Consider the following 13,322-nt stretch of genomic DNA (forward strand, 5'->3'; position numbering starts at 1 on the left):
AAGCCGGGGCATGACAGTGGAGTGTGGGGCGGCGTCACTCGGCAATGATTGACGGAACGCTTGGGCTTCTCTTACCGCACCAGAATATTCCGGAACTGCCACGGATCAGACGTGTCGATATCCTCCGGGAACAGTCCGGGACGATCCGTCAGCGGGGTCCAGTCGGTATAAAAACCCTTCACCGGGCCGAGATAGGGCAGCTGAATTTCGAGCAGGCGCTCGAAATCCATCTCGTCGGCTTCGACGATGCCCTCGTTCGGGTTCTCCAGCGCCCAGACCATGCCGCCGAGCACGGCGGAGGTCACCTGCAGGCCGGTGGCGTTCTGGTAGGGCGCGAGCTCGCGCGTCTCCTCGATGGAGAGCTGCGAGCCGAACCAATAGGCATTCTTGTCATGGCCGAACAGCAGCACGCCGAGCTCGTCGATGCCGTCGACGATCTCGTTCTCGTCGAGGATGTGGTGCTTCTCCTGCATCTTCCCGGCGCGGCCGAACATTTCATGCAGCGACAGCACGGCATCGTCAGCCGGATGATAGGCATAGTGGCAGGTCGGCCGGTAGATCGCCTTGCCCGAGGCATCGCGCACGGTAAAGTAATCGGCGATCGAGATCGACTCGTTGTGGGTGACCAGGAAGCCATACTGGGCGCCGCGGGTCGGGCACCAGGTGCGCACGCGCGTGTTGGCGCCGGGCTGCATCAGGTAGATGGCGGCGCCGCAGCCGGCTTCATGGGTGTGCGCATTCTCGGGCATCCATTTCTCATGGGTGCCCCAGCCGAGCTCGGATGGCTGCATGCCTTCCGACAGGAAGCCTTCCACCGACCAGGTGTTGACGAAGACGTCAGGCTCCTTCGGCTTCTTCGAGCGCTGGGTGTCGCGCTCGGCGATGTGGATGCCCTTGATGCCGGCCTGCCGCATCAAATCCGCCCATTCGCCCTTGGTCTTCGGCCTGGGGGCATTGAGCTTCAGATCGGCGGCGACATTGAGCAGCGCCTGCTTGACGAAGAAGGAGACCATGCCCGGATTGGCGCCGCAGCAGGAGACCGCCGTGGTCGAGCCCGCCGGGCGCGCCTTCTTGGCGGCCAGCGTCGTTTCGCGCAGCGCGTAGTTGGAGCGCGCTTCCGGGCCCTTCGAGGGATCGAAATAGAACCCGAGCCAGGGCTCGTTGACGGTGTCGATGTAGAGCGCGCCGAGCTCGTTGCAGAGCTCCATGATGTCGGTCGAGCCGGTATCGACCGAGAGATTGACGCAAAAGCCCTGGCCGCCGCCCTCGGTTAGCAGCGGGGTCAGAACCTCGCGGTAATTGTCCTTGGTCAGGCCCTTCTGGATGAAGCGGACATTGTGCTTCTCGCAAAGTGCCTTGCGGCCCTCGTCCTTGGGATCGAGCACGGTGATGCGCGACTTGTCGTAGTCGAGATGCCGCTCGATCAACGGCAGCGTGCCTTTGCCGATGGAGCCGAATCCGACCATGACGATGGGGCCGGTGATCTTCGCGTAGATCTGCGAGGGAGGGCTCATGGGATGGGTTCTCCGGAAAGTGCTGGCAGTGAGGGATGGATCAGGCGCTGCGGCGCTTGTCAGATGCTGCGGCGCTTTTTAGGTGCCGCGGCGCTTGGCGGTGACTTCGATCTCGACCTTCATCTCGGGCCTGGCGAGGGCGCTGACGACCAGCAACGTCGCCGCCGGCCTGATGTCGGCGAGGACCTCGCCGCAGACGGCGAAGTGGGCGTCGATGTAGCTGGCGTCGGTCACGTAGTAGGTCGCACGGACGATATCGGCCATCTCGAAGCCGCCCTCCGTCAGTGCGGCGGCGATGGTCTTGAAGCAGTTGCGTGACTGGCTCGTGACATCTGATGGCATCGTCATCGTGGTGTAGTCATAGCCGGTGGTTCCCGCGACGAAGGCGAACTCGCCGTCGATCACGGCACGGCTGTAGCCGACGGTCTTCTCGAGCGGGGAGCCGGTGGAGATCAGGCGACGGGACATGGTCATGGGCCTCGACTGAAGGGGTGTTTCGCGGGGTTTAAAGGGCGTTTCGGGGGCCTGCGCAACCCCAAAGGAAGGGCCTCGCGCAGGCGCGGCAGGGCGTTGCCGCTCGATGCGGCCTAGGTCGTCGCTACAGGAGCGATCCCTCAGGCCGCGTGCGCCTCAGGCGCGCGAACCGACCTCCGTTTGGGCAGGGCCGCGCCGGTCGGGACAATCATCCCGGCGGCGCCATCGAGCGCACCATCGGTGAACTCGATCGCCAGCAGGCGGTCGCGCTCGAACGGGCCCGGCAGCGAGAGTTCGGCCGTCTTGTCGGCCGAGAAGCCGAAGCGGGCGTAATAGGGGGCATCGCCGAGCAGGATCACGGCGTCATGCCCGCGCGCCCGGGCGGCGGCCAGCGCTTGATGCATCAGCGCGGCGCCGATCCCGAGCTCGCGGCAGGCAGGGTCGACCGCCAGCGGTCCGAGGACCAGAGCGGGCCTGCCTCCGGCGCTGACATGCCACAGCCGCACGGTTCCCACGAGCTTGCCCTCGCGCATCGCCGACAGGGCAAGGCCTGCAGCGGGCGCGCGTCCGTCGCGCAGGCGCTGGCAGGTGCGGCCGTGGCGGTTCTCGCCAAAGCAGGCATCGAGCAGCGTTTCGCGCGTCGCGACGTCGCTAGCACGTTCCGCGCGGATCACGAACGGAGCGGCTTTCGAGGTGAGGGCAACTTGCGGCTTCCGAGGAGCAGTCATGGCACGTCAGTCCCCGCTTGAACCGGCGTGCGCGCAGCACGCCTGTCCAAGACGTCGTCAGAAATCTAAATGGTGGATGAGGAGCCGGCGGACCGGCTCCCGGGTTCGTCAGGCCTCTAGAACCAAGAGGCGGATCAGATGTGATACGTCTTCAGCGGCGGGATGCCGTTGAACGCCACCGACGAGTAGGTCGACGTATAGGCCCCGGTGCCTTCGATCAGCACCTTGTCGCCGATCTCGAGCGTGACGGGAAGCGGATACGGGTTCTTCTCGTACAGCACGTCGGCGCTGTCGCAGGTCGGACCCGCGAGCACGCACGGCGTCATGTCCGCACCGTCATGACGGGTGCGGATGGCGTAGCGGATCGACTCGTCCATGGTCTCGGCGAGACCGCCGAACTTGCCGATGTCCAGGTACACCCAGCGCACCTCGTCCTCGTCGCTCTTCTTCGAGATGAGCACGACCTCGGATTCGATGATGCCGGCGTTGCCCACCATGCCGCGGCCCGGCTCGATGATGGTCTCCGGGATCTGGTTGCCGAAGTGCTTGCGCAGCGCGCGGAAGATCGAGCGGCCGTAGGTCACGACCGGCGGCACGTCCTTCAGGTACTTGGTCGGGAAGCCGCCGCCCATGTTGACCATGGACAGGTTGATGCCGCGCTCGGCGCAGTCGCGGAACACTTGCGAGGCCATCGCCAGCGCACGGTCCCACGCCTTCACCTTGCGCTGCTGCGAGCCGACATGGAAGGAGATGCCGCACGGCTCCAGGCCCAGGCGCTTGGCGAGGTCGAGCACCTCGACCGCCATTTCCGGGTCGCAGCCGAACTTGCGCGACAGCGGCCACTCGGCGCCGGCGCAGTCATAGAGGATGCGGCAGAACACCTTCGCACCGGGGGCGGCACGGGCGACCTTCTCGACCTCGGCGGCGCAATCGACCGCGAACAGCCGAATGCCGAGCGCGAAGGCGCGCGCGATGTCGCGCTCCTTCTTGATCGTGTTGCCGAAGGAGATGCGGTCGGGCGTCGCACCCGCGGTCAGCGCCATCTCGATCTCTGCGACCGTGGCGGTGTCGAAGCAGGAGCCCATGGACGCGAGCAGGGCCAGCACTTCCGGCGCCGGGTTCGCCTTGACGGCATAGAACACGCGGCTGTCGGGCAGCGCCTTGGCGAAGCTCTGGTAATTGTCGCGCACGACCTCGAGGTCGACGACGAGGCACGGCTCGGTGTCGAGGCCTTCGTTGCGGCGGTTGCGCAGGAATTCCTGGATACGTTCGGTCATGGCACTCTCCAACGGCCCCAGCGACGGGAGCCGTATCAACATGACGTCTGATGAGAGTGCTTCGGCCGCATCGCGCGATGGAGGCGCGTCGAGGCCAAAAAACTCAAACCAGACTGTGCTGCCGTGGATTGGTTGGGAGAGTTTCCCGCCCGCTCACCTGGCAATGAAGGACAAGCCTTTTCAGTAGCCCGCGCCGGCGTTGGAATGCCGGTAGAGACCAAAAAAGCCCGATCCGTCGTTGCTTTAAGTCGCGTCCCCCGTTGAGAGCGGGGTGCGCCGGTTCGCCTCCGGCTGCCAGTCACGGTTGCAAAGAGCGAAGTCACCTTCGACATGGCATCTCTTTGAGAGAGATGCTGGGCGCTCCGGGTTTGCTTCGTCTTCCGACTTTCTGGTCTTGCGACCTCGGTCTTCCGACTTCCGCACTTCCGAAGAGCCCCTCGGCTTCTTCACCCCTTGGCGGCTGTCCGGCCTCTTGTCCGGATACCTACCGACTGACACACGACCACAGGCACGTGCGAAATTGGGCAAGTCCGCACATAAGCGTTTTGACTCTGCTTCGCAAGAATTTTTTTAGGCTGCGGACAGAATTGCCTAACATCTGCTTGCGCGCTGTTGCGCGAGCGACGCGGGAGATGAACGCGCGTTAAGTTTTCGCTGCGCTGCGCGTGTTGCCGACGCGCGAGACGCGTCAGCCGCGCTTGGTGAAAGGCTCGATGCGCTGAGCGCCGCGGATGAAGGCGGTCATCACGAGCACGCCGAGTGCGAACAGCACGGCCTGCAGGATATGGGCGCCCTGGTCGCCGAGCCCGAACAGGATCGCGAGCGCCCAGCCGCCCGCAAAGGCCGCGCCGAACACCTCCGCGCCGATCAGGATGGCGGCGCTGATGACGGTGATGACGCTGGGCCAGACGATCCGGCGGGACGATGAGGAAGGCGCGTTCATGGTTTCAGAGGGTCCTGGCTTCGAAGGGCCGCAATCTCCCCGAAAAGGCGGCCGGGAGCAAGGGCAAACGGCCCAAAAAAGCCCCACGCGTGCTATAGCTGGCCGCGGCAATAGAGCCACGAAATCCGGGACTTGTGATGTCAGAACCCCGCCAAATTACGGACCCCGAGACCAATCCGCTGCTGAAGGCCTGGGTGACGCCGTTCGCGACCCCGCCTTTCGACGAGATCAAGCCGGAGCACTTCCTGCCGGCCTTCGAGCAGGCCTTCGCCGACCATTCCGCCGAGATTGCGGCGATCACCAACGATCCCGCGGCGCCCGACTTCGCCAACACCATCACGGCGCTGGAGCGCTCGGGCAAGCTCTTGAGCAAGGTCGCGGCGGTCTTCTACGACCTCGTCTCGGCGCATTCCAACCCGGCCATCCTGGAGATCGACAAGGAGGTCTCCTTGCGGATGGCGCGGCACTGGAATCCGATCATGATGAACGCCGTGCTGTTCGGCCGCATCGCCCATCTGCACGAGAACCGCGCGGGTCTCGGTCTCACGCCCGAGCAGCTCCGCCTCTTGGAGCGCACCTACACCCGCTTCCACCGCGCCGGCGCCGGCCTCTCCGAGGAGGCCAAGACCCGGATGGCCGAGATCAACGAGCGGCTGGCCCAGCTCGGCACCGGCTTCAGCCATCATCTGCTCGGCGACGAGCAGGACTGGTTCATGGAGCTCGGGGAGGCCGATCGCCAGGGCCTGCCGGAGAGCTTTGTCGCCGCCGCCAAGGCTGCGGCGGAAGAGCGCGGCATGGCGGGCAAGGCCATCGTCACGCTGTCGCGCTCCTCGGTCGAGACGTTCCTGAAGAGCTCCGCCCGGCGTGACCTCCGCGAGAAGGTCTACAAGGCCTTCATCGCGCGCGGCGACAACGGCAACGCCAACGACAACAACGCGACCATTGTCGAGATCCTGAAGCTGCGCGAGGAGAGCGCCAGGCTCCTGGGCTATCCGACCTACGCCGCCTACCGGCTGGAGGATTCCATGGCCAAGACGCCGGACGCGGTGCGCAACCTGTTGGAGCGGGTCTGGAAGCCGGCCCGGGCCCGCGCGCTTGCCGACCGCGACGAGATGCAGGCGCTGATCACGGAAGAGGGCGGCAATTTCAGGCTCGCCCCCTGGGACTGGCGCTTCTACGCCGAGAAGCTCCGTCTGCAGCGCGCCAATTTCGACGATTCCGCGATCAAGCCGTATCTCGGCCTCGACAACATGATCGCCGCCGCCTTCGACTGTGCCACGCGCCTGTTCGGCGTCACCTTCGAGGAGCGCAAGGACATTCCGGTCTGGCACCCGGACGTCCGGGTCTGGGAGATGAAGGGGCCGGACGGCAAGCACAAGGCGCTGTTCTATGGCGACTACTTCGCCCGGCCGTCGAAGCGCTCCGGCGCCTGGATGACCTCGCTGCGCGACCAGCAGAAGCTCGACGGCGACGTCGCGCCGCTGGTTCTCAACATCTGCAATTTCGCCAAGGGCGCGGGCGGCGAGCCGTCGCTGCTGTCGCCCGACGATGCCCGCACCCTGTTCCACGAGTTCGGCCACGGCCTGCACGGCATGCTCTCCAACGTGACCTATCCCTCGCTGTCGGGCACCTCGGTGTTCACCGATTTCGTCGAGCTGCCCTCGCAGCTCTACGAGCACTGGCAGGAGCGGCCCGAGGTGCTGCAGAAGTTCGCCCGCCACTACCAGACCGGCGAGCCGCTGCCGGACGACCTGCTGCAACGCTTCCTCGCCGCGCGGAAATTCAACCAGGGCTTTGCCACGGTCGAGTTCGTCTCGTCGGCGCTGGTGGACCTGGAATTCCACACCCAGCCGGCAGCCGCCGCGGAGGATGTCCGCGCCTTCGAAAGACGCGAGCTGGAGAAGATCGGCATGCCCGAGGAGATCGCGCTGCGTCACCGTCCGACGCAGTTCGGCCACATCTTCACCGGCGACCACTACGCTGCCGGCTATTACAGCTACATGTGGTCGGAGGTGATGGACGCCGACGCCTTCGGCGCGTTCGAGGAGGCCGGGGACATCTTCGATCCTGCCGTGGCCAAGCGTCTGCACGACGACATCTATTCGTCGGGCGGGTCGGTCGATCCGGAAGCCGCCTATGAGGCCTTCCGCGGCCGCCCGCCGGAGCCGGATGCGCTGCTCCGCCGCCGCGGTCTGCTCGACGACGCCAGGGCGGCCTGATGAGCATGCGGGCCCTGTTCGGAATGCTGTTCGCCGCCGCGATGACGCTCGCGGCGGGGGCAGCAAATGCGCATCCACATGTCTGGATCACCGCGACCAGCGAACTGCTCTATGCCGCTGACGGCAGCATCACCGGCGTGCGCCACGCCTGGACCTTCGACGACATGTTCTCGGCCTATGCCGTGCAGGGGCTCGAGAGCAAGACCAAGGGCGCCTACACGCGCGAGGAGCTCAAGCCGCTGGCGCAGACCAATGTCGAGTCGCTGAAGGAATACGCCTACTTCACCTTTGCGCGAGCCGACGGCAAGAAGGAGCGATTCCAGGAGCCGGTCGACTATTTCCTCGACTACAAGGACACGGTGCTGACCCTGCACTTCACCTTGCCGCTGAAGAACCCGGTCAAGCCCAGGCAGCTGGTGCTCGAAGTGTTCGACCGCTCCTTCTTCATCGACTTCCAGATGGCCAAGGACAGTCCGGTCAAGCTGGTCGGTGCGCCCGCGGGCTGCCAGATGAAGCTGGAGCGGCCGAACGACGGCACCGCGAGCGCCCAGAAGCTGAACGAGCAGACCTTCCTGGACGGCGAGAACTCGAATTTCGGCATGATGTTCGCCAACAAGATCACGGTGGATTGCCCTTGAAGCCAAAGCTCTCCCCGCTCGCGCGCGGGCTTCTCGCCTGCAGCGCAGTTCTTCTCGTCGTCGGTGTGGCCGATGCCGCGCTTCATGATGTCCTCGCGCAAAATCCGTTCGGCGCGCCGAAGCCGGCGCAAGCACCCGAGCCCGAGGCCAGCGGGGTCATCGGCTGGCTCTTGGCAAAACAGTCGGAATTCTATCGCCAGATGTCGGTGACCATCCGTGCCGCAAAATCCGACGGCTCGGCGGTGTGGACGCTGCTCTTCATCTCGTTCGCCTACGGCATCTTCCATGCCGCCGGTCCCGGCCATGGCAAGGCGGTGATCGCCTCCTATCTGGTCGCCAACCGCGAGACGGCGCGGCGCGGGATCGCGCTGTCCTTTGCCTCGGCCCTGATGCAGTCGCTGGTCGCGATCCTCATCGTCGGCATTTCGGCCTGGGTGCTGAATGCGACGGCCAAGACCATGTGCAAGGCCGAAGGCGTGATCGAGATCGCGAGCTACGCCCTGATCGCGCTGTTCGGCCTGCGCCTGGTCTGGGTCAAGGGCCGCACCTTCATCCGCGCACTTCAGGCCGCCCAACCGTTGCCGGTGATGGCGGGCGTGCCGCACGACCATGGTCACGGCCATCACCATCATCACGATGCGCATGACCATCATGAGCATGATCATCATCACGACGGTCATGCCCATGCCCATGCCCATGTCCATCACGGGCACGATCACGTCCATGACGAGCACTGCGGGCATTCCCACGGCCCCACCCCGAGCGAACTCGCCGGTCCCGGCGGCTGGCGGCGCGGCTTTGCGGCGATCCTGACCGTCGGCATCCGTCCCTGCTCGGGCGCGATCCTTGTCCTGGTGTTCGCGCTCGCCCAGGGCCTGTTCTGGGCCGGCATCGCCGCCACCTTCCTGATGGGATTGGGCACCGCGATCACGGTGGCGACCATCGCGGTTATCGCCGTCTCCGCCAAGGACATCGCCGCCCGTCTCAGCGCCGGCCGCGACGGCGGTGGCGCGCTGTTCATGCGCGGCATCGAGTTCGGCGCCGCGGGCCTGGTCCTGCTGTTCGGCGTCGGCCTCCTGTTCGGCTACATCGCCGCCGAACGGACCACGTGTTTTTGAGGGTGCATCTGCACTTCTCGGCGCTAATTGGGCAAAGACGGTCGAGCGCCAGCTCCGTCATTGCGAGCGCAGCGAAGCAATCCAGAATGTCTCCGCGGCGGCGGTCTGGATTGCTTCGTCGCATCAGCGCAAAATTGCTACGCAATTTTGTCGCGAGCTCCTCGCCATGACGAGCCTGAAATATCTTGGTCGGGAGACTCCATGTCGCGCGAACAATTCTGGTTCTTCCATCCGTTCCGGGTGCGCTATTCCGAGATCGACGGCCAGGGCGTCGTCTTCAATGCGCATTACCTGACCTATTTCGATACCACCATCACCGAATATTTCCGTGCGCTGGGCTTTGACCAATATGCGGATGCGCAGACGAGCGGCATCGATTTCCACGTCGTCAAATCGCTGATCGAGTACAAGGCGCCGGTGCGGTTCGACTGGGAGCTCGACGTCGGCGCGCGCGTGGCGCGGATCGGCAATTCGAGCCTCGTCTTCGAGCTCGCCATCTTCCGGAAGGGTGGCGCCGACGCGCTGGTGACCGGCGAGATCGTGTGGGTCTACACGGACCAGAAGACCCATCGTCCGGTCACGATCCCGGCATCGATGCGGGCGCTGATCGCGACGCGCGAGCGGCACCTCTCGACGTGAAGCCGCCTCACACTGGCAGAAACCGCTTCAACGCCGGCATGAAGAAGATCCCGAGATTGATCGCAAAGCCGATGCTCCAGAGGATCGAGCGCAGCGTCGGGCGATTGCCGAGATAGGTCAGCACATAGGCGATCCGGACGATCAGGAACAGCGCCGCGAGCTCGTCGATCAGCCGCTGCGGCGATTCCCTGTATTCGGCGAGCAGCACCGCGAACGCGAAGAACGGAAACGTCTCGATGCCGTTCTGGTGCGCGCCGAGCGCGCGTTGCGACAGGGCGTCCTCGTAGAAGGCGGGATCGCGCGGCCGGGAATTGTCGAAGCGGCGAAACCTGATCCATTTGACCGAGGCGATCGTAGACAGATAGAGCAGCAGCGCCCCGAAGACACACCATTCCGCGAGCGTCATCGTCCCTCCCCCTTGGGTGCGACCCTAGCGAACCCTGGCTCATCTTGACAAGTTCGGACCAACGCGCGACCCAACCAGCCATGAACAGCGTCGTCCCCCTCGAGACTGCGAAACCGGCCACCCGATCCGCCCTGCCGAGGGTCGGCGTGCTCCTGATCAATCTCGGAACGCCTGATACGGCCGATGCCCCCGGCGTGCGGGTCTACCTCAAGGAGTTCCTCAGCGACGCCCGCGTCATCGAGGACCAGGGCCTGATCTGGAAGCTGGTGCTGAACGGGATCATCCTGCGCAGCCGTCCCCGTACCAAGGCGCTCGACTACCAGAAGATCTGGAACAATGATCGGAACGAGTCGCCGCTGAAAACCATCACGCGGTCGCAACGCGACAAGCTCGCAGCCGCCTTGTCCGACCGCGACAACGTCGTTGTCGATTGGGCGATGCGCTACGGCAATCCGTCGATCAAGTCGGGCATCGACGCGCTGATCGCGAAAGGCTGCGAGCGCATCCTGGCCGTCCCCCTCTATCCGCAATATTCGGCCTCGACCTCGGCGACGGTCTGCGACGAAGTGTTCCGGGTGCTCGCGCAGCTGCGCAACCAGCCGACGCTGCGGATCACGCCGCCCTATTACGTGGACGAAGCCTATATCGAGGCGCTCGCCGTTTCGATCGAGGGGCATCTGGCGACGCTGTCGTTCAAGCCGGAGCTGATCGTGGCGTCATTCCACGGCATGCCGAAAGCCTATGTCGACAAGGGCGATCCCTATCAGCAGCACTGCATCGCAACGACCGAGGCGCTGCGCCGCCGGCTCGGCATGGACGAGACGAAGCTGCTGTTGACCTTCCAGTCGCGCTTCGGCAACGACGAGTGGCTGCAGCCCTATACCGACAAGACCATGGAGCGGCTCGCCAAGGACGGCGTGCGCCGCATCGCGGTGGTGACGCCCGGCTTTTCCGCCGACTGCCTGGAGACGCTGGAGGAGATCGCGCAGGAGAACGCCGAGATCTTCAAGCACAATGGCGGCGAGCAGTTTTCCGCGATCCCCTGCCTCAACGACAGCGGACCGGGCATGGACGTGATCCGCACTTTGGTGCTGCGCGAGCTTCAGGGCTGGATCTGATGGGTGTCCCATGAACCGCCGCCGGTGCCTGGCGCTTCTTGGAATGCTCACAGCGCTGCCGGGCCCGACCCTGGCGCAGCAGCCGAACGCGATACGGCGGCTCGGCGTGCTCTCGGTCACGGCTGCCGATGATGCGATCGGCCGGACGCGCAGCATGGTCCTGGTCGAAGCGCTCGCCGGCCAGGGCTGGAAGGAGCGCGACAATCTCAAGGTTGATTGGCGCAGCGGCGGCGGCAATCGTGACCGCATCGCGCAGCTCGCCGACGAGCTGATCGCGCTCAAGCCCGACATCCTGCTTGCGGTCGGCACACCCTCGGTCGAAGAGCTGCGCCGGCGCACCACGACGATCCCGATCGTGTTCGCCGTCGTCACCGATCCCGTCAGCCAGGGCTTTGTCGAAAACCTCGCGCATCCCGGCGGCAACCTCACCGGCTTTACCGACTACGACGGTCCGCTCGCCGGCAAATGGCTGGAGATGCTGACGCAGGTCACGCCAAAGGTGTCCCGCGTTGCGATCGTCTACAATCCCGCCACCGCGCCGTTCGCGCCCCTGATGCTGCGCACCATCGAGGACGCCGGCCGCGCGCTTCATATGACGATCGAGCCCGCGCCGGTACATGACACGGCCTCGATCGCGGCGCTGGCCTCGCGCAAGGCCGATGGGCTGCTGGTCCTGCCGGATTTCTTCACCATGGCCAACCGCGCGCAGCTTCTGGCCGCCGTTGCACAGGCGCGCGTGCCCGCGGTGTTCTGGAGCCGCACCTTCGTCGACGAAGGTGGGCTGATGTCCTACAGCACCGACAGCGCCGAGCAGCTCCGCCGCGCTGCGGGCTACATCGATCGGATCCTGAAGGGCGCACGGCCGGCCGATCTGCCGGTGCAAAATCCCACCAAGTTCGAGCTTGCGGTCAACCTGAAGACGGCCAAGGCGCTTGGCGTCACGCTTGCCCCGGGCCTGCTCGCAATCGCGAACGACGTCATCGAATAGAGCGCGCCGCCGGACGGTAGCGTTCAAATGAGAGGACGCGAAATCCTTAACGTTCGCCGCTAGGTCTGCGCCTGCTCGCTTTCAAGAGCCTGTCGCAAATACATATCGTGACCGTTCTCTTGCTGTGCGTCTTGTGCAGAATCGCGCCGGTACCGACGTTACTTGCGACCGCTGAACCGGTAAGGTCGTGATCCCGACCAATGACAGCGCGGGAAAGGGCTTTCCCGGCGTCTTGCCCGCCTTGGAGGAGAAATGAGCGGCTTCGACATTTTCGCGATCGTTCTGGTGTTGCTCGTCATCGTCACGCTGGTCGCCGGCGTGAAGACGGTGCCGCAGGGCTATGACTGGACCATCGAGCGGTTCGGCAAATACACCCAGACGCTGAGCCCCGGGCTCAATCTGATCGTGCCCTATTTCGATCGCGTCGGGCGCAAGATCAACATGATGGAGCAGGTGATCGACATTCCCGAGCAGGAGGTGATCACCAAGGACAACGCCACCGTGACGGTGGACGGCGTCGCCTTCTTCCAGGTGTTCGATGCCGCCAAGGCGAGCTACGAGGTCGCCAACCTGAACCAGGCGATCACGGTGCTCACAATGACCAACATTCGCTCGGTGATGGGCTCGATGGACCTCGACCAGGTGCTGTCGCACCGCGACGAGATCAACGAGCGCCTGCTCCGCGTGGTCGATGCCGCGGTCTCGCCCTGGGGCGTCAAGGTCAACCGCATCGAGATCAAGGACATCGTGCCGCCCGCCGACCTCGTCGAAGCCATGGGTCGCCAGATGAAGGCCGAGCGCGTCAAGCGCGCCGACATTCTTGCGGCCGAAGGCCAGCGCCAGTCCGAGATCCTGCGCGCCGAGGGCGCCAAGCAGGGCCAGATCCTCCAGGCCGAAGGCCGCCGCGAGGCCGCCTTCCGCGACGCCGAGGCGCGCGAGCGTCTCGCCGAGGCCGAAGCCAAGGCGACTCAAGTGGTGTCGGAAGCCATCTCCAAGGGCGACGTCGCCGCGTTGAACTATTTCATCGCCGACAAATATATCAAGGCGTTCGGCCAGTTCGCCGATGCGCCGAACCAGAAGATCATCATGCTGCCGGTGGAAGCCGTGAGCATGCTTGGCTCGCTCGCCGGTATCGGCGAGATCGCCAAGGCGACGTTCGGCGAGAGTGCCGCATCCGCAGCCGCTGCCGCGCGCCGCGGCGGATCGGTCCCGTCGTCGGGCCCGACCCCGCCCGCAGTGCCGCCGCAGTAACGGGGTATT

13 protein-coding genes are annotated in these 13,322 nt (G+C 65.1%); 7 read left to right on the forward strand and 6 right to left on the reverse strand.

What is annotated here, in order from left to right:
- Nucleotides 1-71: 71 nt before the first annotated feature.
- The 5 genes from ACNJYA_RS05340 to ACNJYA_RS05360 form a co-directional block, all read right to left on the reverse strand.
- Nucleotides 72-1,514, reverse strand: a complete 1,443-nt coding sequence (locus ACNJYA_RS05340) for a homospermidine synthase (protein WP_212254072.1) — start codon at nucleotides 1,512-1,514, stop codon at nucleotides 72-74.
- Nucleotides 1,515-1,592: 78 nt separating this feature from the next.
- Nucleotides 1,593-1,982 (reverse strand): RidA family protein, encoded by a 390-nt coding sequence (locus ACNJYA_RS05345; protein ID WP_172785229.1) that lies wholly within the window; start codon nucleotides 1,980-1,982, stop codon nucleotides 1,593-1,595.
- A 146-nt stretch (nucleotides 1,983-2,128) separates the two neighbouring features.
- On the reverse strand, nucleotides 2,129-2,716 hold the full coding sequence (locus ACNJYA_RS05350) for a GNAT family N-acetyltransferase (protein ID WP_260381977.1): 588 nt from the start codon (nucleotides 2,714-2,716) through the stop codon (nucleotides 2,129-2,131).
- A 134-nt stretch (nucleotides 2,717-2,850) separates the two neighbouring features.
- Nucleotides 2,851-3,993 carry a type III PLP-dependent enzyme gene (locus ACNJYA_RS05355; RefSeq protein ID WP_439365621.1) on the reverse strand — a complete coding sequence of 381 codons (1,143 nt, stop codon included), beginning with the start codon at nucleotides 3,991-3,993 and terminating at the stop codon, nucleotides 2,851-2,853.
- 688 nt (nucleotides 3,994-4,681) lie between these two features.
- Complete coding sequence (locus ACNJYA_RS05360; RefSeq protein WP_172785010.1) at nucleotides 4,682-4,936, reverse strand: hypothetical protein; 255 nt, start codon at nucleotides 4,934-4,936, stop codon at nucleotides 4,682-4,684.
- Between the two features lie 137 nt (nucleotides 4,937-5,073).
- Here ACNJYA_RS05360 and ACNJYA_RS05365 point away from each other — a divergent pair, with 137 nt between their 5' ends.
- The 4 genes from ACNJYA_RS05365 to ACNJYA_RS05380 all read left to right on the forward strand — a co-directional run bounded on the left by ACNJYA_RS05365 (nucleotide 5,074) and on the right by ACNJYA_RS05380 (nucleotide 9,550).
- Complete coding sequence (locus tag ACNJYA_RS05365) at nucleotides 5,074-7,155, forward strand: M3 family metallopeptidase (protein ID WP_439402172.1); 2,082 nt, start codon at nucleotides 5,074-5,076, stop codon at nucleotides 7,153-7,155.
- Complete coding sequence (locus ACNJYA_RS05370) at nucleotides 7,155-7,793, forward strand: DUF1007 family protein (protein WP_439402173.1); 639 nt, start codon at nucleotides 7,155-7,157, stop codon at nucleotides 7,791-7,793. Before ACNJYA_RS05365 ends, ACNJYA_RS05370 begins: the two co-directional genes overlap by 1 nt.
- Nucleotides 7,790-8,911, forward strand: a complete 1,122-nt coding sequence (locus tag ACNJYA_RS05375) for a nickel/cobalt transporter (protein ID WP_439402174.1) — start codon at nucleotides 7,790-7,792, stop codon at nucleotides 8,909-8,911. The genes ACNJYA_RS05370 and ACNJYA_RS05375 overlap by 4 nt, the downstream gene beginning before the upstream one ends.
- Before the next feature lie 201 nt (nucleotides 8,912-9,112).
- Nucleotides 9,113-9,550, forward strand: coding sequence for an acyl-CoA thioesterase (locus ACNJYA_RS05380; RefSeq protein ID WP_439402175.1), 438 nt, complete (start codon nucleotides 9,113-9,115; stop codon nucleotides 9,548-9,550).
- A 7-nt stretch (nucleotides 9,551-9,557) separates the two neighbouring features.
- Here the strand turns inward: ACNJYA_RS05380 and ACNJYA_RS05385 are convergent, their stop codons facing one another.
- On the reverse strand, nucleotides 9,558-9,956 hold the full coding sequence (locus ACNJYA_RS05385; protein ID WP_172785005.1) for an MAPEG family protein: 399 nt from the start codon (nucleotides 9,954-9,956) through the stop codon (nucleotides 9,558-9,560).
- Nucleotides 9,957-10,036: 80 nt separating this feature from the next.
- Between ACNJYA_RS05385 and hemH the strand changes: the two genes are divergently transcribed.
- The 3 genes from hemH to ACNJYA_RS05400 all read left to right on the forward strand — a co-directional run bounded on the left by hemH (nucleotide 10,037) and on the right by ACNJYA_RS05400 (nucleotide 13,313).
- Complete coding sequence (hemH, locus tag ACNJYA_RS05390; RefSeq protein WP_439402176.1) at nucleotides 10,037-11,074, forward strand: ferrochelatase; 1,038 nt, start codon at nucleotides 10,037-10,039, stop codon at nucleotides 11,072-11,074.
- Nucleotides 11,075-11,084: 10 nt separating this feature from the next.
- Nucleotides 11,085-12,062 (forward strand): ABC transporter substrate-binding protein, encoded by a 978-nt coding sequence (locus ACNJYA_RS05395; protein WP_172785003.1) that lies wholly within the window; start codon nucleotides 11,085-11,087, stop codon nucleotides 12,060-12,062.
- Nucleotides 12,063-12,314: 252 nt separating this feature from the next.
- A complete protein-coding gene (locus ACNJYA_RS05400; RefSeq protein ID WP_172785002.1) occupies nucleotides 12,315-13,313 on the forward strand; it encodes an SPFH domain-containing protein in 999 nt (332 codons plus the stop codon).
- Nucleotides 13,314-13,322 lie beyond the last annotated feature (9 nt).

Source organism: Bradyrhizobium sp. BLXBL-01 (assembly GCF_051853025.1).
In the GTDB taxonomy this organism is placed as follows: domain Bacteria; phylum Pseudomonadota; class Alphaproteobacteria; order Rhizobiales; family Xanthobacteraceae; genus Bradyrhizobium.

Excerpts from the sequence above, each read along its gene's own strand:
- ACNJYA_RS05340 (WP_212254072.1), bottom strand. The coding sequence starts at position 1,514 with ATGAGCCCTCCCTCGCAGATCTACGCGAAGATCACCGGCCCCATCGTC.
- ACNJYA_RS05385 (WP_172785005.1), bottom strand. The coding sequence starts at position 9,956 with ATGACGCTCGCGGAATGGTGTGTCTTCGGGGCGCTGCTGCTCTATCTG.
- ACNJYA_RS05355 (WP_439365621.1), bottom strand. The coding sequence starts at position 3,993 with ATGACCGAACGTATCCAGGAATTCCTGCGCAACCGCCGCAACGAAGGC.
- ACNJYA_RS05345 (WP_172785229.1), bottom strand. The coding sequence starts at position 1,982 with ATGTCCCGTCGCCTGATCTCCACCGGCTCCCCGCTCGAGAAGACCGTC.
- ACNJYA_RS05380 (WP_439402175.1), top strand. The coding sequence starts at position 9,113 with ATGTCGCGCGAACAATTCTGGTTCTTCCATCCGTTCCGGGTGCGCTAT.
- hemH (WP_439402176.1), top strand. The coding sequence starts at position 10,037 with ATGAACAGCGTCGTCCCCCTCGAGACTGCGAAACCGGCCACCCGATCC.
- ACNJYA_RS05360 (WP_172785010.1), bottom strand. The coding sequence starts at position 4,936 with ATGAACGCGCCTTCCTCATCGTCCCGCCGGATCGTCTGGCCCAGCGTC.
- ACNJYA_RS05365 (WP_439402172.1), top strand. The coding sequence starts at position 5,074 with ATGTCAGAACCCCGCCAAATTACGGACCCCGAGACCAATCCGCTGCTG.
- ACNJYA_RS05395 (WP_172785003.1), top strand. The coding sequence starts at position 11,085 with ATGAACCGCCGCCGGTGCCTGGCGCTTCTTGGAATGCTCACAGCGCTG.
- ACNJYA_RS05400 (WP_172785002.1), top strand. The coding sequence starts at position 12,315 with ATGAGCGGCTTCGACATTTTCGCGATCGTTCTGGTGTTGCTCGTCATC.
- ACNJYA_RS05370 (WP_439402173.1), top strand. The coding sequence starts at position 7,155 with ATGAGCATGCGGGCCCTGTTCGGAATGCTGTTCGCCGCCGCGATGACG.
- ACNJYA_RS05350 (WP_260381977.1), bottom strand. The coding sequence starts at position 2,716 with ATGACTGCTCCTCGGAAGCCGCAAGTTGCCCTCACCTCGAAAGCCGCT.